Origin of the sequence: Flavobacterium sp. Arc2, assembly GCF_041431385.1 — a bacterium.
GTDB lineage: Bacteria > Bacteroidota > Bacteroidia > Flavobacteriales > Flavobacteriaceae > Flavobacterium.
Genome location: NZ_JASMRH010000003.1, coordinates 55,717 through 76,252, shown reverse-complemented (window position 1 = coordinate 76,252; position 20,536 = coordinate 55,717). Strand labels below are relative to the sequence as shown.

The 20,536-nt window shown below is 33.7% G+C and carries 19 protein-coding genes; 9 read left to right on the top strand and 10 right to left on the bottom strand.

Translation table 11 applies throughout. The annotated features are described in order from the left end of the window. Positions 1-16: 16 nt before the first annotated feature. Positions 17-739, top strand: a complete 723-nt coding sequence (locus QO182_RS02715) for a TrmH family RNA methyltransferase (protein ID WP_371541406.1) — start codon at positions 17-19, stop codon at positions 737-739. A 5-nt stretch (positions 740-744) separates the two neighbouring features. On the opposite strand, the gene QO182_RS02710 is transcribed toward QO182_RS02715, so the two are convergent. Both QO182_RS02710 and ubiE read right to left on the bottom strand, forming a co-directional pair. Further along, positions 745-1,449: a porin family protein gene (locus QO182_RS02710; protein WP_371541403.1), complete on the bottom strand. Its 705-nt coding sequence runs from the start codon at positions 1,447-1,449 to the stop codon at positions 745-747. Between the two features lie 24 nt (positions 1,450-1,473). Next, complete coding sequence (gene ubiE / locus QO182_RS02705; RefSeq protein ID WP_371541399.1) at positions 1,474-2,205, bottom strand: bifunctional demethylmenaquinone methyltransferase/2-methoxy-6-polyprenyl-1,4-benzoquinol methylase UbiE; 732 nt, start codon at positions 2,203-2,205, stop codon at positions 1,474-1,476. Between the two features lie 217 nt (positions 2,206-2,422). Between ubiE and QO182_RS02700 the strand changes: the two genes are divergently transcribed. After that, entirely contained in the window at positions 2,423-2,740 is a 318-nt protein-coding gene (locus QO182_RS02700) for a hypothetical protein (protein WP_371541397.1), read from the top strand. A 57-nt stretch (positions 2,741-2,797) separates the two neighbouring features. Here QO182_RS02700 and QO182_RS02695 read toward each other — a convergent pair whose 3' ends face one another. Both QO182_RS02695 and QO182_RS02690 read right to left on the bottom strand, forming a co-directional pair. Continuing rightward, positions 2,798-3,280: a dihydrofolate reductase gene (locus tag QO182_RS02695; protein WP_371541394.1), complete on the bottom strand. Its 483-nt coding sequence runs from the start codon at positions 3,278-3,280 to the stop codon at positions 2,798-2,800. Between the two features lie 11 nt (positions 3,281-3,291). After that, the gene (locus tag QO182_RS02690; protein ID WP_371541391.1) at positions 3,292-3,624 is read right to left on the bottom strand and encodes a 2TM domain-containing protein; all 333 of its coding nucleotides are present in this window, start codon (positions 3,622-3,624) and stop codon (positions 3,292-3,294) included. 237 nt (positions 3,625-3,861) lie between these two features. On the opposite strand from QO182_RS02690, the gene QO182_RS02685 reads away from it, so the two are divergent. Further along, a complete protein-coding gene (locus QO182_RS02685) occupies positions 3,862-4,158 on the top strand; it encodes an isoamylase early set domain-containing protein (RefSeq protein WP_371541388.1) in 297 nt (98 codons plus the stop codon). Positions 4,159-4,180: 22 nt separating this feature from the next. Here the strand turns inward: QO182_RS02685 and QO182_RS02680 are convergent, their stop codons facing one another. The 4 genes from QO182_RS02680 to QO182_RS02665 all read right to left on the bottom strand — a co-directional run bounded on the left by QO182_RS02680 (position 4,181) and on the right by QO182_RS02665 (position 7,668). Next, positions 4,181-5,005, bottom strand: a complete 825-nt coding sequence (locus QO182_RS02680) for a thymidylate synthase (RefSeq protein WP_371541386.1) — start codon at positions 5,003-5,005, stop codon at positions 4,181-4,183. Between the two features lie 70 nt (positions 5,006-5,075). Continuing rightward, positions 5,076-5,705: a bifunctional nuclease domain-containing protein gene (locus tag QO182_RS02675; protein WP_371541382.1), complete on the bottom strand. Its 630-nt coding sequence runs from the start codon at positions 5,703-5,705 to the stop codon at positions 5,076-5,078. Positions 5,706-5,875: 170 nt separating this feature from the next. Beyond that, the gene (locus QO182_RS02670; protein ID WP_371541380.1) at positions 5,876-6,838 is read right to left on the bottom strand and encodes an electron transfer flavoprotein subunit alpha/FixB family protein; all 963 of its coding nucleotides are present in this window, start codon (positions 6,836-6,838) and stop codon (positions 5,876-5,878) included. 83 nt (positions 6,839-6,921) lie between these two features. Continuing rightward, entirely contained in the window at positions 6,922-7,668 is a 747-nt protein-coding gene (locus QO182_RS02665) for an electron transfer flavoprotein beta subunit/FixA family protein (RefSeq protein WP_371559816.1), read from the bottom strand. Positions 7,669-7,935: 267 nt separating this feature from the next. On the opposite strand from QO182_RS02665, the gene QO182_RS02660 reads away from it, so the two are divergent. The 4 genes from QO182_RS02660 (at position 7,936) to QO182_RS02645 (ending at position 14,985) form a co-directional block, all read left to right on the top strand. After that, positions 7,936-8,913, top strand: a complete 978-nt coding sequence (locus QO182_RS02660) for a pyruvate dehydrogenase complex E1 component subunit beta (RefSeq protein ID WP_371541374.1) — start codon at positions 7,936-7,938, stop codon at positions 8,911-8,913. A gap of 71 nt (positions 8,914-8,984) precedes the next feature. Beyond that, positions 8,985-11,471, top strand: a complete 2,487-nt coding sequence (locus tag QO182_RS02655; protein WP_371559814.1) for a DUF5686 family protein — start codon at positions 8,985-8,987, stop codon at positions 11,469-11,471. A gap of 408 nt (positions 11,472-11,879) precedes the next feature. Continuing rightward, a complete protein-coding gene (locus QO182_RS02650) occupies positions 11,880-12,413 on the top strand; it encodes an inorganic diphosphatase (protein ID WP_371541370.1) in 534 nt (177 codons plus the stop codon). A 112-nt stretch (positions 12,414-12,525) separates the two neighbouring features. Continuing rightward, entirely contained in the window at positions 12,526-14,985 is a 2,460-nt protein-coding gene (locus QO182_RS02645) for a sodium-translocating pyrophosphatase (protein ID WP_371559812.1), read from the top strand. 121 nt (positions 14,986-15,106) lie between these two features. Here QO182_RS02645 and QO182_RS02640 read toward each other — a convergent pair whose 3' ends face one another. Beyond that, complete coding sequence (locus QO182_RS02640) at positions 15,107-15,721, bottom strand: deoxynucleoside kinase (protein WP_091088809.1); 615 nt, start codon at positions 15,719-15,721, stop codon at positions 15,107-15,109. After that, positions 15,721-16,512: a hypothetical protein gene (locus QO182_RS02635; protein ID WP_371559810.1), complete on the bottom strand. Its 792-nt coding sequence runs from the start codon at positions 16,510-16,512 to the stop codon at positions 15,721-15,723. The genes QO182_RS02640 and QO182_RS02635 overlap by 1 nt, the downstream gene beginning before the upstream one ends. A 121-nt stretch (positions 16,513-16,633) precedes the next feature. On the opposite strand from QO182_RS02635, the gene QO182_RS02630 reads away from it, so the two are divergent. After that, positions 16,634-17,512 carry a GLPGLI family protein gene (locus tag QO182_RS02630; protein WP_371559808.1) on the top strand — a complete coding sequence of 293 codons (879 nt, stop codon included), beginning with the start codon at positions 16,634-16,636 and terminating at the stop codon, positions 17,510-17,512. A 56-nt stretch (positions 17,513-17,568) separates the two neighbouring features. Beyond that, positions 17,569-20,304: a carboxypeptidase-like regulatory domain-containing protein gene (locus QO182_RS02625; RefSeq protein WP_371559806.1), complete on the top strand. Its 2,736-nt coding sequence runs from the start codon at positions 17,569-17,571 to the stop codon at positions 20,302-20,304. The last annotated feature ends 232 nt before the right edge of the window (positions 20,305-20,536 follow it).

Sequence of the window (20,536 nt, the reverse complement as noted above, 5' to 3'; positions counted from 1 at the left end):
AAAAGTACATTATTTTATGGTTAGTAAAAACCAAATAAAACTTATAACGAGTTTACAGCAAAAAAAATATAGAACCATCAATAAATTATTTTTTGCTGAAGGTGTAAAAGTAATTCAAGAATTGCTGGATTCAAATTTTGAACTGGAACATTTGTATTCCACTCAAAACGATTTTGAAGAAGTGACGTCGTCAAGGAGGTCATTAATACATGAAACAGACTTAAAAAAAATTAGTGTGTTAGCAACGGCAAATACCTGCCTGGCGGTATTCAAAATTCCAGTTGAAAAGGAAATTACGGAGTCGGGTTTAATAGTTGCTTTAGATTCCATACGTGATCCGGGTAATCTGGGGACGATATTGAGGTTGTGCGACTGGTTTGGTGTTAAAGAGATAGTGTGTTCAAAAGAAACGGTAGATTTGTATAATCCAAAAGTGGTTCAAGCGACGATGGGCTCGATTGCGAGAGTCAATGTAAATTATGTTGATTTAAATTCTTTTATATCTGCTACTGATTTACCGGTTTATGGGACCTTTATGGACGGCGTAAATATTTACAAAACTACTTTGCCACAAGAAGGTATTGTGGTGATGGGGAATGAAGCGAATGGTATTTCAAAGGAACTAGAACAATTGATAAAAAACAGGCTGTCTATACCTCGCTTTGGAGAGATCCAAAAAACAGAAAGTTTGAATGTAGCAACTGCAACAGCAATTATATTGAGTGAATTTAGAAGATAATATTTTTAATGAAAGGTAAAATTGATCAGTATAGCTCTTGTTTTTAAAGACTGAATATTGCCTGTCCAAGGACTATTAGGGTCGTTATCCCGTATCAATTCATCGTTAATTCCGAAAACTCCCCGGATAGAAGGGGAGAATATAAAATACTCAGAGAAAAGATCAATCCCAAAACCTAGTTCGTAATTTGTAGTCCAGGTTTTTACTCTGAATTTTTGCTCGTAATTATCATCGATTGACTTGGCATTACTTGATAAATTTAATGTAGCAGAAACACCTCCTACAAGATAGGGGCGAACGTTCCCAGTTCTTAGAGAGGAGAATTTCAATAGCAGCGGGAAATGAATATAGGTGCTGTTTACTTCTCTTAAGGCATCTGTTTCTCTGCTGAAATTAGGGTAATACAAATCTCTTTTTGTGTAGTAAAGACCGGGTTCAAATCTTAGGTTTATATATTCCTGAAGCTTTAAATCACCTACAATTCCCACATTAAATCCAGTACTCCTTTTAACTAGGATATCCGGCCCTACAGTTTTGTAGTCCAATTTGAAATCGAAGGAGTTGAATCCTAAAAAATACCCGTAGTAGACTCTGGCTTTTTGAAAATTTTCTAGATTGATTATAGGATCTTTAGCAAACATGCTTTTTTTAAACTGTGAGTTTCCCTTAAAGGACAAAACGAGTAAAAGTAAGACAGCAATTTTTTTCATGTTTGGGCTAAATATATCTCAGTATTAGTTTTTAGATGCCGAATAAATGGTGGCTACCCCAAAAGTTTGCGGTAGAGCAATCACATCTATAAACCCAATTTTCCTCAATATATTGTTTAAAACTTCTCCATAAGGAAATGCTGCTGCTGATTCTGACAAATATTCATAAGCTACATCGTCTTTTGAAAATAGTTTACCAATGATGGGCAGTATGTTTTTACTGTAAAAATTATATCCTTGTTTGTATGGAGTTTTATCTGGAACAGAAGTCTCAAGAATAACAAAAACACCATTCGGTTTTAAGACGCGTAGTATTTCTTTTAATCCTTTTTCAAGTGTTTCGAAGTTTCTTACACCGAAAGCAACTGTTATTGCATCAAAATAATTATCGTCAAACGGCATGTTTTCAGAATCCCCGAGTACCATTTCTATAGTATTGGATAGTTTCTTGTCGGCAATTTTCTTCACCCCTACTTCAAGCATTCCTGAAGATATGTCTAATCCAATAATTTTTTTAGCATTAGTCTGTGCCATCAAAATAGCTAAGTCCCCGGTACCTGTTGCGATATCCAAAATTGTTTCTGGATTTGATTTCGCAACAATTTCTAAGACTTTTTTACGCCACTTTACGTCTATCCCAAAAGAGATGACACGATTCAAGTTATCGTAATTGCCAGAAATGGTATCAAACATTTTTGCAACTTGTTCTTTCTTTCCTAAATCGGAATTTTTATAGGGAGTTATGTTTTTTGACATTTTTTAAATTTTCACAAATATAATACAATCTAACCTGAACCGTAATCTAGATTTCAAAATAGTAGCAAAAAAAATGAAACTCATTTTTGGTTCGATAGCCATGGAAATGGTTGGACGTTACTATGTTTTGTCTTGATTGAAATATCACTAAAAGTGGGTATTGTGAGCTTTTGTTTTTATAACGAAATTTACAGGATAAAATTATAATGATTTTTCAATGATTAAACAGGAATTAATGATCCAAGCCAAGTGGTTGCTTTTTGCGCTAGTTTTATCACTTGTTCTTGTAGGCATTTTTGATGGTACTGTTGTTCTAAACAATAGTATATTCATTGCGCAGCACACGTTCTTAGGATTAAATTTGTTTTTGGAAATTTTAATTTTTTTCGTCTTTAGTACCTTCGTGGTATTTGGTATTAAAGGCTTTTTTGAGATGTATTCTCAAAAAACATCAAATGTTATAATCTTCATTTCTGGAGTTTTACTGACATTTGTTATTTTTGGATTGAGCTATCAAATACTGTTTCAAGAGTAGAGCATTTTTCCAATCATTGTTTTAAAAGAAAACACCCCGGTTTACCAGGGTGTTTTTTTATTTTCTAAGGTAAGTTTCGTAGGTAAAGTCAAAGAGATGTTTATCATCCTTTGGTTGGAATTCAGAATTTATCATTTCCCAATCCTTATAATCAATTTCAGGAAAAAAAGCATCAGCTTCAAAGGTGTGGTGAACGCGTGTAAGTTCAATTTTGTCTGAAAAAGGAATTCCTAAATTATAAATCTCCCCTCCGCCGATAATATATACTGCGTCATCTGATGGGCATGTTTCTATCGCTTCCTCCATACTGCTAACTACAATACAGCCTTCCGGCTTGTAATTCTCTTGACGGCTTATCACAATATGCGTCCTGTTAGGTAGGGGTTTAGGGAAGCTTTCGAATGTTTTTCTTCCCATAATGATATGGTGTCCTGAGGTGAGGCTTTTAAATCTTTTGAAATCGTTAGGTAGATGCCAAACAAGTTCGTTATTTTTTCCAAGTGCATTGTTTTGTGATGCTGCCGCAATCATTATAATCATGTTTCTCGTGCTTATATTGAAGTGTCTTCAGTTATTTGTGATTGTAATTCAGCTATTTTGTTTTGCTGTAAAGCAACTAGTCTGTCAATTTGATCTCTTTCCCAGTTTTTATTCATAAAACGATCAGTTATGAAAACTTTAATGAAATGTAAAAGGAAAATAAAAAACCAAGCTGTAATTATGTAGATGTACCAATTTGAATCTAATCCAAATTTAAAAAGTTTGGTCGATACAAATAAAAATAAACTAGCTAAAAACAGAAGGACAAAATGAAAATATAATCCCTTTTTTTGCTTTAATCTTTTTCGGGCATATTCATAGAGTTCATGTTGATCTCTTTCCATAAGTTAAATTTTTGTTTATAAAGATAAAATTTAATTTGGAAAGTCGACATTCAGAGTATCTAATATTTATTGAGAAAACGCTTTCTTTTTTATTTTAGTAAATTTAAGGTTGTGATAATTGAGAAATTAGGAAAAAATTAACACGGTTTAGCTTTTACTACTAAATCTGCTATGGGTATAGTTTAAACTCAACAAATTTTGTTTTCTTTGTTCTATAATATTAAAAATGAAAGTGTTATGTCGATTAAAAAACAATTTGTAAAAACAAAACCAGTTTGTAAAGTTACATTTTCTGTAGATGCAAAAGATGCCGATGAAGTTGCGGTTATTGGAGATTTTAACAACTGGAATCCTAAAGAAGGGGTTCTTAGTAAGTTAAAAAACGGAACTTTCAAAGGTGTTTTTAGCGTAGATAAGGATGCCGAATACGAATTTAAATACGTAATTGACGGTGCATTTGTAAATGAAACTGAAGCAGATTCTTTTAAATGGAACGAATTTGCAGGAGCTGAAAATAGTGTTTTAGTAGTCTAGTTCCTAAAGCTTATTTCAATCTTTATACGGCCACATTTCCTTTAATAAGGGGGTGTGGTTCGTACCCTTCGAGGGTAAAATCCTCAAATTCAAATTTGAATATGTCTTTTATAGATGGATTCAAGATCATTTTTGGTAATGATTTTGGCTCTCTAGATAATTGTAATTGCAATTGTTCTATGTGGTTGTTGTAAATGTGTGCATCTCCAAAAGTATGGATAAATTCACCTGCCTCAAGATCGCATACTTGTGCTATCATCATAGTAAGTAGGGCATAAGATGCAATATTAAAAGGAACTCCTAAAAAGATGTCCGCACTGCGTTGGTATAACTGGCAGGATAACTTACCATCGGCTACATAAAATTGAAAGAAGGCGTGACAAGGTGGTAGTGCTGCTTTATTGTTGGCTACATTTTCCTCAAATGATTTTGTAGTATCAGGAAGTACTGAGGGATTCCAAGCGGAAACAAGCATTCTGCGACTGTTAGGATTTGTTTTTAATTCAGTGATTAAATCTGATATTTGGTCAATTTCTTGACTGTTCCAATTGCGCCATTGATGACCATAAACAGGTCCTAAATCGCCATTGGCATCAGCCCAAGCATCCCAGATTTTGACTCCGTTTTCTTGGAGATATTTAATATTTGTATCTCCTTTTAAAAACCAAAGCAATTCATAAACAATCGATTTGAAGTGTAATTTCTTAGTGGTTACCATTGGGAAACCTTCTGCCAGATCAAAACGCATTTGGTAACCAAATACACTTTTTGTTCCTGTTCCCGTTCTGTCCCCTTTTTGACAACCGTTGTCCATAACGTGTTGCACTAAGTCTAAATATTGCTTCATTGAAATGTTTGTTTGGTAATATGATAATCTAGTATAGAATTGAAAAATAACCAAATTAAAAATTGTGCAGCTATGACTCTCTTTTTGAAATTTCGTCTCTTATTTTAGCCGCTTTTTCATAATCCTCATGGCTTACAGCCTGCTCAAGTAACTCACTTAATTCTTGAAGGCTATGTTTAATGTAAATTCGGCCAGTTTGATTACTTTCTTCCTCATTACCAAAAGTTTCTGGGTTTGAAAGAATATCATCTATTTCTTGTGAGTCTTTATCTGTTTCTTGTGAATTCGCTTTCAGATAAATACCGGCTTTATCTAAAATATTTTTATAAGTAAAGATAGGAGCATTAAATCGCAATGCTAATGCAATCGCATCAGAGGTACGTGCATCTATTATTTCCTCAATTTTATCTCTTTCACAAATAATGCTGGAATAGAATACACCGTCAACAAGCTTATGAATGATAACCTGTTTCACCGTGATGTCAAACCGTTCTGCAAAATTTTTAAATAAATCATGTGTCAGCGGACGTGGTGGCTTAATTTCTTTTTCTAAGGCGATCGCTATAGATTGTGCTTCAAAAGCGCCTATAACAATGGGTAGTTTTCTTTCGCCATCAACTTCATTCAAAATCAGAGCATAGGCTCCATTCTGTGTTTGGCTGTATGAAATTCCTTTTATTGATAATTTAACTAAGCTCATATTTACTGAAATGAAAAGTACAGAGTACCTAATTTAAAGATTTAATTTTCGTTATTAAATTTGGGTGCAATTTTAATAAAAAAATGACAGACAAAAAAACTGCCTGTAAACAAAGGTACGATTATCTTGTTTTCAGGCAGCTATATTTCTTGAAGAATATTACATTATGACTATTGTGCCTTAAATGTTTTAAATTTCTCGATCAGTCTAGGGACAACATCAAATGCATCACCAACGATTCCGTAGTCAGCCACTTTGAAAAATGGTGCTTCGGGGTCGCTATTGATAACTACTTTTATTTTTGAAGAACTTATTCCTGCAATATGTTGGATTGCTCCAGAGATTCCTATTGCAATATATAAGTTAGTTGCTACTGGTTTTCCAGTTTGACCAACGTGCTCTCCGTGAGGTCTCCAACCTAAGTCTGAAACGGGTTTAGAGCAAGCAGTTGCGGCACCAAGTACAGTTGCTAATTCTTCAATCATTCCCCAGTTTTCAGGTCCTTTTAATCCACGACCTGCAGAAACTACGATATCAGCATCAGCGATTGATACCTTTCCAGATACTTTTTCTACTGATTCTACTTTTACTCCAAAATCATTTTCTCCAATAGTTGGATTGAAATCTTCTTCAGTTAGTGTAGATGGGTTTTCAGAAATACCATAAGAGTTTTTGGCAAGACCAAGAACTTTTACGTCAGTGCTTATTTCTGTTATATTGAATGCTTTGTTTGAAAATGCATTTCTTTTTACTTGAAAAGGAGAAGTACTTAATGGTAATCCCACAACATTTGAAGCAAAGCCAGCTTCTAGAGCTACAGCAACAAGTGATGAAAGATAGATACTGTCAGTTGTTGATGAAAGTAAAATTACTTTAGCGCTTTCTTTTTGTGCTGCTTGTTTGATAACATCAGCGTATGCTTTAGCAGTAAAACTTGCTAGTTTATCATTGTTTACTTTTAGTACTTTGTCTACTCCGTATTTTGATAATTCTGATACATCACCAGCGTTAACTGTTACTGCTGTTACAGTTGTACCTAGAGATTCGGCTACTTTTTTTGCATAAGAAGCTAATTCAAAAGCTACTTTTTTGAATTTTCCTTCCGCAGATTCTGCATATATTAATATTGACATAATTTTTTTGTTTAAATGTTGAATTATAAATTTTAAATGTTCTTGAGAATGTCAATTCACAATTTAAAACTCATAATTTAAAATTATATTACTTTAGCTTCGTTGTGTAATAAGTCGATTAATTCATCTAGATTGTCTGGAGAAATTAATTTCACAGCTGATCTAGGCGCTGGTTTTTCAAATTTTACTGCTTTAGTATTTACTGGAGCATCAATAGGTTCAACTATTGTTAATGCTTTACTTCTGGCAGTCATGATTCCTCTCATGTTTGGAATACGTAAATCTTTTTCTTCAACTAGACCTTTTTGTCCTCCAATAATTAATGGAAGAGAAGTAGAATCAGTTTCTTTTCCACCATCAATTTCACGCATCGCTGTTACGGCTGTTCCTTCAATGGTAAGTCCAGTACAAGAATTAATGAAATTATAACCTAGGATACCTGCAATCATGCCAGGAACCATTCCTCCATTATAGTCTAATGATTCTTTTCCTGCTATAACAAGGTCATAATCACCATTTTTTATAACGTCAGCAAGTTGTTTTGCTACAAAGAATCCATCAGTAGGAGTAGCGTTTACACGAATAGCTTCGTTTGCTCCAATGGCTAATGCCTTCCTTAAAGTAGGTTCTGTTTCTGGTCCCCCAACATTTACAACAGTAACTGTTGCTCCTTGTTGTTCTTGAAACCATATTGCTCGTGTTAATCCGAATTCGTCATTTGGATTAATTACATATTGTACCCCATTGGTATCGAATTCAGAATCACCATTGGTAAAATTAATTTTTGAAGTAGTATCAGGAACGTGACTGATGCAAACTAATATTTTCATAGGATTGTTTTTTATTTTTCTAATAGTCTTTTACAAAATTAGGATAATAATTCGAATAATATACTATGCGTGCATAGTTTTTTTTGTTAAACTATTACGTTTTCGTAGCCCGGATAGTAGCGACATCCTTCCTGTGGCTCCTTTAGCGACAGGAAGATATAGTGCATAGCCGGAAACAGCTACTGATTATTTTAGAGTGATTTATGCAAAAAAGTGATTTAAAATATTTATTTTTGCTTTCGAAAATTAGACATATACAATATAAATATGAGAACGATACAATTTAGAGAGGCCATTTGCGAAGCGATGAGTGAAGAAATGCGTCATGATGACTCCATTTACTTAATGGGTGAAGAGGTTGCTGAATATAATGGTGCTTATAAAGCATCTAAAGGTATGCTTGCCGAATTTGGAGAAAAAAGAGTTATTGACACTCCTATTGCAGAGCTTGGTTTTACTGGGATTGCAGTTGGTTCAGCAATGAATGGTTGTAGACCGATTGTAGAATACATGACTTTTAATTTCTGTCTTGTTGGTATTGATCAAATTATAAATAACGCAGCCAAAATGCGTCAGATGACGGGTGGTCAGTTTAACGTGCCTATTGTTTTTCGTGGCCCAACAGCTTCGGCAGGACAATTAGGAGCGACTCACTCACAAGCATTAGAAAACTGGTTTGCTAATACACCTGGTCTTAAAGTGGTAGTTCCATCTACGGTTTATGATGCTAAAGGGCTTTTAAAATCAGCTATTCGTGATAATGATCCTGTGATTTTCATGGAATCAGAGCAAATGTATGGTGATAAAGGAGAAGTTCCAGATGGTGAATATACTATTCCAATAGGAGTTGCTGATATCAAACGTGAAGGAACAGATGTTACTATCGTTTCTTTTGGTAAAATTATCAAAGAGGCTCATATCGCTGCTGAAGAATTAGCTAAAGAGGGGATTTCTTGTGAAATTGTCGATTTGAGAACAGTGCGTCCTATGGATTATGACACTATATTAAAATCAGTTAAAAAAACAAATAGACTAGTGGTTCTTGAAGAGGCTTGGCCTTTTGCAAGTGTTGCTTCTGAAATTACTTATATTGTACAAGAACGTGCTTTTGACTTTCTTGATGCACCAATACAAAGAATTACTACTGCTGATACGCCAGCGCCTTATTCTCCAGTCTTGTTGAAAGAATGGTTACCAAATGCGGATGACGTTATTAAAGCAGTTAAAAAAGTAATGTATAAATAATATATACTAAACATGTTATGAAAGCTTCATCATTCGTTCGTTTGATGAAGCTTTTTGTTTTAATTAGAATTATGAAAAATAATTTTTTATTTACTGTCTTACTTTTATTGATGATAACTAGCGCTGTTTTTGCTCAAACAAAAGTTAGCGGTATTATCGTGGATCAATCAGATCAGCCAGTTCCTTTTGCAAATATAGCGTTCAAAGAATCTAGTGAGGGTACCGTGGCTAATGAAGATGGTCGCTTTTATATTGAATCGGCTAAAACGTATACGACTTTGGTGGTTACTTCTGTTGGGTTTTCTGATCGGGAGATAACTTTGGAGAAAGCGATTAGCTATAATTTTAAGGTCTTGTTGAAAGAAGCCGAAAGCTTAAATGAAGTGGTTATTTTTACCGGTAAAACATCAAAAAAGGATAATCCTGCGCTGGATATTCTTAGAAAAATATGGGAGAGAAAACGTAAAAACGGACTGTATCTTTTTGACCAATACCAAATGGAAAGGTATGAGAAGATTGAGTTTGACATGAACACAATTGACAGTGCTTTTATGAAAAATAAGCTATTCAGAGGAATGGAATTTATTTTTGATCACGTCGATACTTCCAGAGTAACAGGAAAAACGTATTTGCCTATTTTCATAAACGAAACCTTGTCGGATATTTATGGAGATAATAAGCTGAAGAAAGTAAAAGAAAAAGTAAAAGCAAACAAAAGCTCTGGTTTTAAAGGGAATCAACAGTTGCTGTCTTTTGTGAAAGATTTATATTCAGATTATAATGTTTATGATAATCACCTTACTTTTTTTGATAAAAGTTTTACAAGTCCCATTTCTACAACTGGAATTGATGTTTACAATTATGTCTTGAGAGATAGCGCATATATTAATAACAAATGGTGCTATAACATTGTATTTTACCCAAGACGTAAGAATGAATTGACATTTAAAGGTGATTTTTGGGTGAATGACACCACTTTTGCTATTAAGAAAATTAATATGGCAGTTACTAAAAGTGCCAATATTAACTGGGTTAAGGATATTTATTTAGAGCAAGAATTTGATGTTGTAAATGATTCTGTTTTTCTGTTAACACGAGATTATTTGATGTCGGATTTTGCAGTAAATAAAAAGGAAGACTCAAAAGGAGTTTACGGAAAGCGTACTTCTTTCTACGGGAATCATGAATTCAATAAAGAAAAGCCTTCTTCTTTTTACAAGGAAGAAGTTGCTTATGCTAAGGATTCGATCTACAATAAATCAGATCAATACTGGCGTAAAAATCGTTATGAGAATTTGAGTAAGGATGAACTGGGCGTTTATAGAATGCTTGATACATTACAGACGGTTAAGAAGTTCAAGCAAATAACAAGTTTAGTTACTGTTCTTGCGAGTGGGTATGTTAATTATGGAAATTTTGATTACGGACCTATTTTTTCCACTTTTGGTTACAATGAAGTAGAAGGAGTTCGATTAAGAGCGGGAGGACGAACTTATTTTGGTACAAATGATACTTGGAGATTGCAAGGGTATACAGCTTACGGTTTTAAAGATAATAAATTCAAGTACGGCCTGTCTGGAAAGTGGATGGTTGACAAGAAAAGTAGAGTTATTCTATCAGCTGGAAATAGGCGGGATGTAGAACAAATAGGCGCTAGTTTAACCACTACAAATGATGTTTTAGGTCGAAGCTTTGCCTCTTCTTCTTTATTTTCATCAGGGAGTAATGGGAAATTGACGAACATAAATCTGAGTAATGTTGCTGTCGAAATCGAACCAGTTAAAAACCTAACCTTTCAAACAGGTTTTTCTTATCGAACATTAGAATCTGCTTCGCCAACATTTAGTTTGGATTACTATACAGATGCTGGGCAAACTACTACAAAAAGCGATGTAAAACAATCAGAGGTAAGTTTTCAGATTGAATATACACCAAATCGAAAAACGATTGGGTACGCAGTAGAGAGAGACAATGTGGATAGTCCTTTTAGTCGCTTTTTTGTGAATTACAGTCATGGATTTAAAGGGCTGTTGGATAGTGATTTTAAATATGAAAAATTACAATTATACTATAAACAGCCTATCATCATTGGGCCGTTAGGACGATCAAATGTGACTGTTGAGATGGGTAAAACCTTTGGTACGATTCCTCTAGGTTTGATGAGTGTTATTCCTGGGAATCAAACTTATTTTACTATCGACAATACCTTTAGCAACCTTGATTTCTACGAGTTTGTGTCAGATGAGTATGCAACAATACAATGGGATCATAATTTTGGAGGACGTATTTTCTCTAGAATTCCATTTATGCGAAAACTGAATTGGAGAGAAATCATTGGAGTAAAAGGAGTTTATGGAACTATATCAGATGCTAATCGAGCCATTAATGCTTCAGGTCTACAATACAAGGCTCCTGAAAACGTATATTGGGAATACAATGCAGGTATTGGGAATATCTTCAAAGTATTCCGTATCGATTTTGCATGGAGAGGAAATTATTTAAACACACCAGATACACAGCGCTTTTCTGTAAAAGGATCTTTTGGTTTTTATTTTTAATTTATGTTGAATTTGTTTCAAAAGTAGGAGTTAATATAGCTGCACATTATATCTTTTTATTAGACAAATAATAATTGTCTAATAAAAAGGTTGCGGTTTCCTTCGGAAGAGTAACAAAATTATCACTCGCGATAGGCAATGAAATATCTTTCGATGTATACTCTATTTTCAATGTGAAATTTTAAAAACCTGTAATGTCTAGTATTACAAGAGTTCCGCAAGGATTTGATACTTCGGTAGCGTCACTTTTTTATAGTGGTATCGTTATCTCAAAAAAAGAAATAAGACAATTGTGATTCAATATTAGTTTCTTTGCTATTTAATGTGTAGATAAGAGCAATTTTTTATTGTTAAAACAGATGGTTTGCTTATTTTTGTTCCTATAATTATAGAAAAGAAAAAAATAAAATGACTGCAGACAAAATAAAAACTTTCGATGTACTTATCGAAATCCCAAGAGGAAGTAGAAATAAATATGAATACGATTTCGAAATAAAAAGAATGCGTTTCGACAGAATGTTGTTTTCATCAATGATGTATCCAGCTGATTACGGATTTATTCCTGAAACTCTTGCGCTAGATGGTGATCCACTAGATGTATTGGTTTTAGTAAATGAGCCAACTTTTCCTGGATGTGTTATGGAAGTAAAACCTATTGGAGTTTTTCATATGGCAGATGATAAAGGACCAGATGAAAAAGTAATTTGTGTACCAGTTTCTGATCCAATATGGAATTCATTGAATAATTTGTCAGATATGAATCCGCATTTATTGAAAGAGATAGAACATTTCTTCCAAGTATACAAAGATCTTGAAAACAAAAAAGTTGATGTAGGTGGATGGGGAGATGTTGATGCAGCATATGACATCATTAAAATATGTACCGATCGTTTTAATCAAATTGAGAATAAACCAGAAGGATTATTTAGTATTAAGTTATAAATAGCCTTATATTTTACAAAAAAAGCAACATTCTGTTAAGAGTGTTGCTTTTTTGTTTACATTCGTTTTTGTACTACATTGATTATTAACCAACAACCAAAAAACCAAATTTATGAATACAATTATGATTTATTTGCCAATAGTCATGGCAATTGTAGGACTTCTGTTCATGTGGATTAAAAGATCTTGGGTATTAAAGCAAGACCCTGGAGATGGTAAGATGAAGGAGATTTCAGATTATATTTACGAAGGTGCATTAGCATTTTTAAAGGCGGAATATAGGTTATTAGCAATTTTCGTGGTTATAGCGAGTATTGTTTTAGCTGGTATTACTCAAATAGATGGTGTAAAGACGCACTTACTAATAGTAGTTGCATTTATTTTTGGTGCATTCTTCTCAGCATTGGCTGGAAATATGGGGATGAAAATTGCGACTAAAACAAATGTTAGAACAACTCAAGCAGCTCGTACTAGTTTACCTCAAGCTTTAAAAGTCTCTTTTGGAGGTGGAACAGTTATGGGATTAGGTGTTGCGGGATTAGCAGTGCTTGGGTTAACGGGGTTTTTTATATTCTTTTTTAATTTTTATATGAATGGAGTATGGACTTCCACTGAAGATATGACCATAGTGTTAGAAACATTAGCAGGTTTTTCTTTAGGAGCGGAGTCTATTGCGTTATTTGCTCGTGTGGGAGGTGGGATTTATACAAAAGCCGCCGATGTTGGAGCTGATTTAGTAGGTAAAGTAGAAGCTGGAATTCCAGAAGACGACCCTCGTAATCCAGCTACAATTGCTGATAACGTGGGAGATAATGTAGGTGATGTTGCTGGAATGGGAGCAGATTTATTTGGTTCATACGTAGCTACTGTTTTAGCAGCTATGGTTCTTGGTAACTACGTTATAAAGGACATGGGAGGAAGTATAGACGATGCCTTTGGAGGTATTGGACCTATTTTATTGCCAATGGCGATTGCCGGTTTTGGAATCCTATTTTCAATTATAGGAACCATGTTAGTTAAAATTTCGGATGAAAATGCTAAAGAAGCGCAAGTACAAAAAGCATTAAACATTGGGAATTGGGTTTCCATAGGTTTAACAGCAATCTCTTGTTATTTCTTAGTACAATATATGTTGCCAGCCAATATGAAAATGGAATTCTTTGGTGAAGGAATGCAAGACATTTCGTCTATGAGAGTTTTCTATGCTACAATAGTTGGACTGGTAGTGGGAGCCGTTATTTCTTCCGTAACCGAATATTATACAGGATTGGGAACCAAGCCAGTTATGGCTATTGTTCAAAAATCAAGTACTGGAGCGGGAACTAATGTAATTGCAGGTTTAGCTACAGGAATGATTTCTACATTTCCTACTGTTTTATTATTTGCTGCGGCAATTTGGACATCATATGCGCTTGCAGGATTTTACGGAGTGGCATTAGCCGCTTCAGCGATGATGGCTACTACAGCGATGCAATTAGCTATTGATGCTTTTGGACCGATATCTGACAATGCAGGTGGAATTGCCGAAATGAGTGAATTGCCAAAAGAAGTACGTACACGTACTGATATTTTGGACTCTGTAGGGAACACAACAGCAGCAACTGGAAAAGGATTTGCAATTGCTTCGGCAGCATTAACTTCGCTAGCATTATTTGCGGCTTATGTTACGTTTACTGGAATTGACGGAATCAATATTTTTAAAGCGCCTGTTCTAGCGATGTTATTCGTAGGGGGAATGATTCCTGTTGTTTTTTCCGCATTAGCGATGAACTCTGTTGGTAAAGCTGCGATGGATATGGTGTATGAAGTACGCCGCCAGTTCAAGGAGATTCCTGGAATTATGGAAGGTACTGGTAAGCCTGAATATGCAAAATGTGTAGATATTTCCACTAAAGCCGCTTTACGCGAAATGATGCTACCTGGAGTCTTGACGATTGGTTTTCCTATAGCTATTGTGCTTCTTGGTAAACTGGTATATGGAGATAACAATCAATTAATAGCAGAGATGCTTGGAGGATATATGGCTGGAGTTACTGTTTCAGGTGTGCTTTGGGCTGTTTTTCAAAACAATGCTGGTGGCGCTTGGGATAATGCCAAAAAATCTTTTGAAGCAGGGGTAATGATTAACGGTGAGATGACTTATAAAGGTTCTGATGCCCACAAGGCAGCCGTAACCGGAGATACCGTTGGAGATCCTTTCAAGGATACGTCTGGACCTTCGATGAATATTTTAATAAAATTAACTTGTTTGATAGGTTTAGTGATGGCGCCAATTTTAGGGAATGGAAGTGATACTATGACTGACAAAGTGAGTTGTTGTATTACAACTGGTGCTTGTACTTCAATGACGAAAGAAGAATGTATGGCTAAAGGCTGTACGAATGAATCTTGTGAGCATCTGAAAGCGGTTCCTATGATGAAAGAAGTTTCTAAAGAAGTGACTATTGAGAAAACAAATGTCAACGGTGCTGTTGTAGGGACAATTACAACTACTGTAAACGGTAAAGTGCAGACACAAGTTTTTGAAGGGACTGATGCTGAAGTTCAGGCAAAAATTGATCTCTTAAAATAGTCTATAGATACATTGTCATATTGTGACAATGGTTTACAAATAAAAATGCCTCGCGATTGTGAGGCATTTTTATTTATAACTTGTTTGTTCTTCTTTTAATTATAAAGAGGGAAGAGAAGGACTAGAATAATCCGTTTAATTCTGCATTGATCTTGTTTAAAATCATTCCTAAATCTTCTGGATTATCTACAAAATTAATGTTATCTACATCAATAATTAATAATTTTCCACGATCGTAGGTATGAACCCAAGCCTCATAACGTTCGTTTAATCGGCTTAAGTAGTCAATAGAGATTGAGTTTTCGTACTCACGACCTCTTTTATGTATTTGACCTACTAGATTAGGAATTGAACTTCTTAAATAAATTAATAAATCAGGAGCTTTCACGGTTGATTCCATTAATTCAAAAAGAGAAGAATAATTCTGAAAATCTCGATTTGTCATTAAACCCATTGAATAAAGATTGGGAGCAAATATGTGGGCATCTTCATAAATCGTCCGGTCTTGAATGATTTTCTTTCCGCTTTCGCGTATTTGAATTACTTGGCGGAAGCGACTATTTAAGAAGTAAATCTGCAAATTAAATGACCAGCGTTCCATTTGGTGATAGAAATCATCGAGGTATGGATTGTCAACGACATCTTCATAATGAGGTTCCCATTTAAAATGTTTTGCCAATAAACGCGTGAGTGTCGTTTTTCCTGATCCGATGTTTCCTGCTACTGCTATGTGCATTACGGTGTTGTGATTTTATAATTTATAATTCCCTTCGATGTAAAAATAGATAAAATTTGGTCTTTGTAACTGAATTTTTTAAACGTTTTTTCTGAAATGTCAATTTCATATTTTTGATTTTTATCCAAGTCTTCGAAATACAGCTTGTTGTTTTTAGAGTAGATAAATTGATTATCGTTAATGACTTCAATAATATCGAAATCAAGTATTTTGCCTTTAGTTTTTATTTTTCCGAAGGCGTCGCAAGAATACCAATTGTTTTTGTTGTCTATCCAATAGAAGGTATTGAAATCCGTTTGGTAGTATTTTATGCTTTCTGGAAAAGAGGTGGATATTGCTTTATAGTCATTTTGTATGTAATCAAAAAGTCCAATCTGTTGATTTAAACTATTGTAAATCCAAAGCCTGTTTTGTGCGGCAATTCCTGTTGCAGATACTGCTATAGGGTTTATGTTTTCTGAAAAATTTATTTTTTGAATTTCATTTAATTGATTGTCAAGTAAGACAACGATATTGAAATTCTCATAAAAAAGGACGATTTTTAGTGGGTTTTTAATATCTACTTTTGCTATTTTTCCAAGGGAGGTGTTCTTATATTCGAGTGATTCCTTGTTATTAGTTTTGTGTAAAACGTTATCCTTTATATAGTAATAGAAATCGAATTGGTCGTATCCAATAAAATCATCAGCACGGATATTAATGGTGTCTGTAATGCTAATTTCAAGTTTGGTGTTTTGGCTAATCGCTGACCAAGTTGATACTAAAGCAATGAAGAGAATTATTTTTTTCATATATAGCTAAATTACGATTAAACCTTTTATAATTATAGAAGTCTTAATTTAATTATAATAGGTTTGTAACAAAAATATAAATTAGAGTCTTATCCTAATAATTTTTAAAAAATTTAAACTCATGAAGAAAGTAATTTTGGTTTTAGCACTTAGTGCATTTAGCTGTTTAAGTTTGCAAGCCCAAGAGTTTCAGGGGATGGCTGTATATGAATCTAAAACGAGTACGGCTGATTTTAAGTCAAATTTTGGAGGGAATAGGGAAATTACTCCTGAGATGCAAAAATCGATGGAAGAACGGATGAAGAGTATGTTTGAAAAAACATTTATTTTAAATTTTGACAAATCGGCTTCCATTTATAAAGAAGAAGAAAAATTAGAAACTCCGGGTTCGGGTCAAGGGGGCGGAATGAGAATGATGGCTTCAATGACTGGTGGTGGCGGTACTTTATATAAAAATGTAAAAGAAAAACTGTATGCTGTCGATAAAGAATTTATGGGAAAAGAATTCCTAGTAAAGGATTTCCTAGTAAATTATCAGTGGAAAATGGAAGGCGAAACTAGAGTTATTGGGGGGTACAATTGCTTTAAAGCGACAACTGTAAGACCAGCTAGTAAAACTGATTTTAGAAATTTTAGACGTAAAAAAGAGGATTCAGAAGCTGAAAAGCCTGCTGACGGTGAAAAGAAAACGAATTTTTTGGATAATTTAGAAATGCCTAAGGAGCTTGTTATTACAGCTTGGTATACGCCTGAGATTCCAGTAAATCAAGGTCCTGAAAATTATTGGGGATTGCCAGGTTTAATTTTAGAAGTTAATGATGGTAAAACCGTTATTTTATGTTCGAAAATTGTACTAAACTCTAAAGCAAAAGTAGTCATAAAGGCACCAACTAAAGGAAAAGAGATTTCTCAAAACGAATTTGACGACACGGTGGTTAAAAAAATGCAAGAAATGCGTGAAATGAACCAAGGTCGTGGAGGTATGCAAATGAGACATTAATAATGTTTAGAATTTGAGTTTTATCTAATTAAATTATTCCTTTATACTTGCTCTGCATGAAAACAACAATACAAATTGTATTTCTTTTTATTACTTCTATTTTTTATTCCCAATCTATAAAGTTGGAGGGATTTATTAATGATTCTAAATCGGTAGGACTTGAAATGGCAAATGTCATGGCTGTAAATGGTGTTACAAAAGCAATGGATGCCTATGCAATCACAAATGACAAAGGGAAGTTTTCTCTAAATTTGAAACCTAATACGACCTACAGTCTTAAGATTAGTTTCTTAGGGATGCAAAATAAAGAAGTCGAGATTGTTACTTCTACAGAAAACATAGTTAAAACAATTGTTCTTCAAGAAGGAGGGATTGAGTTAGATGGTGTAGAGATTGTTCGAGAAATGCCGGTTTCTATAAAAGGGGATACCATTGTTTATAATGCAGACTCATTTAAAACAGGGACTGAAAGGAAGTTAGAAGACATTCTTAAAAGGTTGCCTGGTGTAGAAGTAAATGCTGATGGAGAAATAGAGGTAGAGGGGAAAAAAGTTACTCAGATGCTGGTTGACGGCAAGAAGTTCTTTGAGGGTGATACTAAATTAGGGTCTAGAAATATACCCGCCGGTGCAGTTGATAAAATTCAGGTTCTTAGAAATTTTTCTGAGGTAAATCAATTGAAAGGATTAGAAAACAATAATGATGATGTTGCTATTAATATTAAACTAAAATCAGGTAAAAAGAGATTTTGGTTTGGTGATATTTCTGCGGGGACGGATTTTGTAGATCGTTTTATTATTAACCCCAAGCTGTTTTACTATAGTCCAAAAACAAGTGTTAATGTTATTACTAATTTCAATAATGTAGGAGATGTGCCATTTTCTAATAGAGATTATTTTAGATTGACAGGTGGTTCGAGAAACACAATTGGTAGGGGAGGAACAAACTTTAATGTTTCAAGTAATGATTTAGGGATTTCTACCCAAAGGGATGATAAAGCGCAAAATATTGAAAATAAATTTGGGGCTATAAACATAACGCAACAGATTTCTAAAAGTTGGAATATTAGTGGTTTTGGTGTTCTTTCTTCTAATAAAACACTTACTAATACACAGACAAAAATCGGAATATTTCAGCCTAATTCTACTGAGATAAAAACAAACGAAAATAGATCTGATTTGTCTAATTTGAGAAATAATTTGTCTATTTTTAAATTTGGATCAAAGTTTAAACCAAATGTGAATTTTCAATTTGATTATGATGTATCGTTACGAAAATCAAATCAAACAGAAGACAATGATTTGCTGACAAATTCGGTCACCTATGATTCTTCTGGAGTTCTGATTCAGAGTAATAGTATAAAGTCTTTCAAAAAGCAAGGTCCTATAGCGTTGAATCAGAGTGTAAATATGTTTTGGACTCAAAATAAAAAAAGTACTTGGGCATTTGAGATGCAACATTTATATCAGGATGAAGATCCATTTTATAATCCTGATTTACAAAATGATCCTTTTCCGTTTTTAGGTTTTGATTCAAATCAGAGTAGTTTTAATATAAATCAAGATCGATTTGTAAAAACAAATAAATTAGATGTAAAAGCAGATTATTATTACTCGTTGACGGCTAAAAGCAATCTGAATTTTACTTTGGGAAATACTAACTCTTATCAGGCTTACAATTCGTTAATTTTCCAGATTTTAGATAATGGAGATCAATCGATTTTGAACAATGATGAATATAGAAATGATGTTACCTATGGTTTTAACGATGTTTATTTAGGGGCACATTATAAATTTATTACTGGTAAATTTACTTTTAACCCTGGTCTAACGGTACATAGATATAACACCTTTAATGAGCAGTTAAGTACGAAGGTAGAAGATAATTTTTCTAGAATTTTACCTGATTTATTTGCTCAATATCAAATTAAGAAGTCGGAGTCATTGACGTATAATTTTAGAAAGACGAATGTATTCAATGATATTAATTCATTTGTTCAGGGATATGTCTTTTCAAATTTCAACTCCTTCAATAGAGGGAATAGACTGTTGGAAAATGCATTACAAGAAACGCACGCTCTAAGGTATTTTAAATATAATTTATTCAATTTCACGACTGTTTTTGGAAATGTAAATTATAGTAAGACAACTGATCCGGTTGTAAATAGAGCCTATTTTAATGGAATAAATCAAGTGAGTGAAAAAGTAAATGCTAATTTTGAAAACGAGAGTGTTAATGGGATGCTAGGGTATCAGCGGTCATTTCTTAAGTATTACAAAGCCTCTGTTAACTTAAATTTAAATTGGTCTAAATATAATAGTTTAAGAGCAAATCCAGAAGACCCTTCAGATCCTTTAATTGATTTTGTACAAACAACAGAATCTTTTTCTCAGACGTATAAAGGTTCACTGGGAACTCAATTTAAAATTTGGCCTAATTTAGAACTAGGGTATTCATTGACATTAAACGATTATCAAAATACAACTTTCAAAACAAAACAACCATTTGTAAAATTAGATTATTTCTTCCTAAAAGCATTTTCATTAACTGCGGATTATAATAACTATACCTATTCAAATACTGAAGGGACAATAAATAATAAGTATGAGTTTTTAAACTCTAGCTTTAGTTACCGTAAAAAAGATGCTAAAATGGAATATACACTCGCTGCGACAAATTTATTAAATACTAAAACTATAAATGATGATAGCTTTAGTCAAACGGGATATAGATCATCGCAGTATATAGTTCAGCCTAGATACGTTGTGTTTTCGTTAAAATATAATTTATAAAATGAACCGTTTCTACATGGAAAACCAGTTCAATTAAGTTGAGCCGTTTTTTTAGCGTTTGTGGACGTTACCTATTCAATTACAAAGGGCTGTCTTTTATTAGACAGCCTCTTTTTTTAATATTATTTTTACTAAATAATGAACGGGTGAATTTCAAGTGTGATGCGCTATTTCTATTTATTAAATATTTGTACAAAAAAACGGCTACCTTTTCAGATAGCCGTTTAAAGAA

Excerpts from the sequence above, each read along its gene's own strand:
- QO182_RS02700 (WP_371541397.1), top strand. The coding sequence starts at position 2,423 with ATGATTAAACAGGAATTAATGATCCAAGCCAAGTGGTTGCTTTTTGCG.
- QO182_RS02645 (WP_371559812.1), top strand. The coding sequence starts at position 12,526 with ATGAATACAATTATGATTTATTTGCCAATAGTCATGGCAATTGTAGGA.
- QO182_RS02625 (WP_371559806.1), top strand. The coding sequence starts at position 17,569 with ATGAAAACAACAATACAAATTGTATTTCTTTTTATTACTTCTATTTTT.
- QO182_RS02630 (WP_371559808.1), top strand. The coding sequence starts at position 16,634 with ATGAAGAAAGTAATTTTGGTTTTAGCACTTAGTGCATTTAGCTGTTTA.
- QO182_RS02640 (WP_091088809.1), bottom strand. The coding sequence starts at position 15,721 with ATGCACATAGCAGTAGCAGGAAACATCGGATCAGGAAAAACGACACTC.
- QO182_RS02695 (WP_371541394.1), bottom strand. The coding sequence starts at position 3,280 with ATGATTATAATGATTGCGGCAGCATCACAAAACAATGCACTTGGAAAA.
- ubiE (WP_371541399.1), bottom strand. The coding sequence starts at position 2,205 with ATGTCAAAAAACATAACTCCCTATAAAAATTCCGATTTAGGAAAGAAA.
- QO182_RS02680 (WP_371541386.1), bottom strand. The coding sequence starts at position 5,005 with ATGAAGCAATATTTAGACTTAGTGCAACACGTTATGGACAACGGTTGT.
- QO182_RS02650 (WP_371541370.1), top strand. The coding sequence starts at position 11,880 with ATGACTGCAGACAAAATAAAAACTTTCGATGTACTTATCGAAATCCCA.
- QO182_RS02675 (WP_371541382.1), bottom strand. The coding sequence starts at position 5,705 with ATGAGCTTAGTTAAATTATCAATAAAAGGAATTTCATACAGCCAAACA.
- QO182_RS02660 (WP_371541374.1), top strand. The coding sequence starts at position 7,936 with ATGAGAACGATACAATTTAGAGAGGCCATTTGCGAAGCGATGAGTGAA.
- QO182_RS02635 (WP_371559810.1), bottom strand. The coding sequence starts at position 16,512 with ATGAAAAAAATAATTCTCTTCATTGCTTTAGTATCAACTTGGTCAGCG.
- QO182_RS02655 (WP_371559814.1), top strand. The coding sequence starts at position 8,985 with ATGAAAAATAATTTTTTATTTACTGTCTTACTTTTATTGATGATAACT.
- QO182_RS02685 (WP_371541388.1), top strand. The coding sequence starts at position 3,862 with ATGTCGATTAAAAAACAATTTGTAAAAACAAAACCAGTTTGTAAAGTT.
- QO182_RS02710 (WP_371541403.1), bottom strand. The coding sequence starts at position 1,449 with ATGAAAAAAATTGCTGTCTTACTTTTACTCGTTTTGTCCTTTAAGGGA.
- QO182_RS02665 (WP_371559816.1), bottom strand. The coding sequence starts at position 7,668 with ATGAAAATATTAGTTTGCATCAGTCACGTTCCTGATACTACTTCAAAA.
- QO182_RS02715 (WP_371541406.1), top strand. The coding sequence starts at position 17 with ATGGTTAGTAAAAACCAAATAAAACTTATAACGAGTTTACAGCAAAAA.
- QO182_RS02670 (WP_371541380.1), bottom strand. The coding sequence starts at position 6,838 with ATGTCAATATTAATATATGCAGAATCTGCGGAAGGAAAATTCAAAAAA.
- QO182_RS02690 (WP_371541391.1), bottom strand. The coding sequence starts at position 3,624 with ATGGAAAGAGATCAACATGAACTCTATGAATATGCCCGAAAAAGATTA.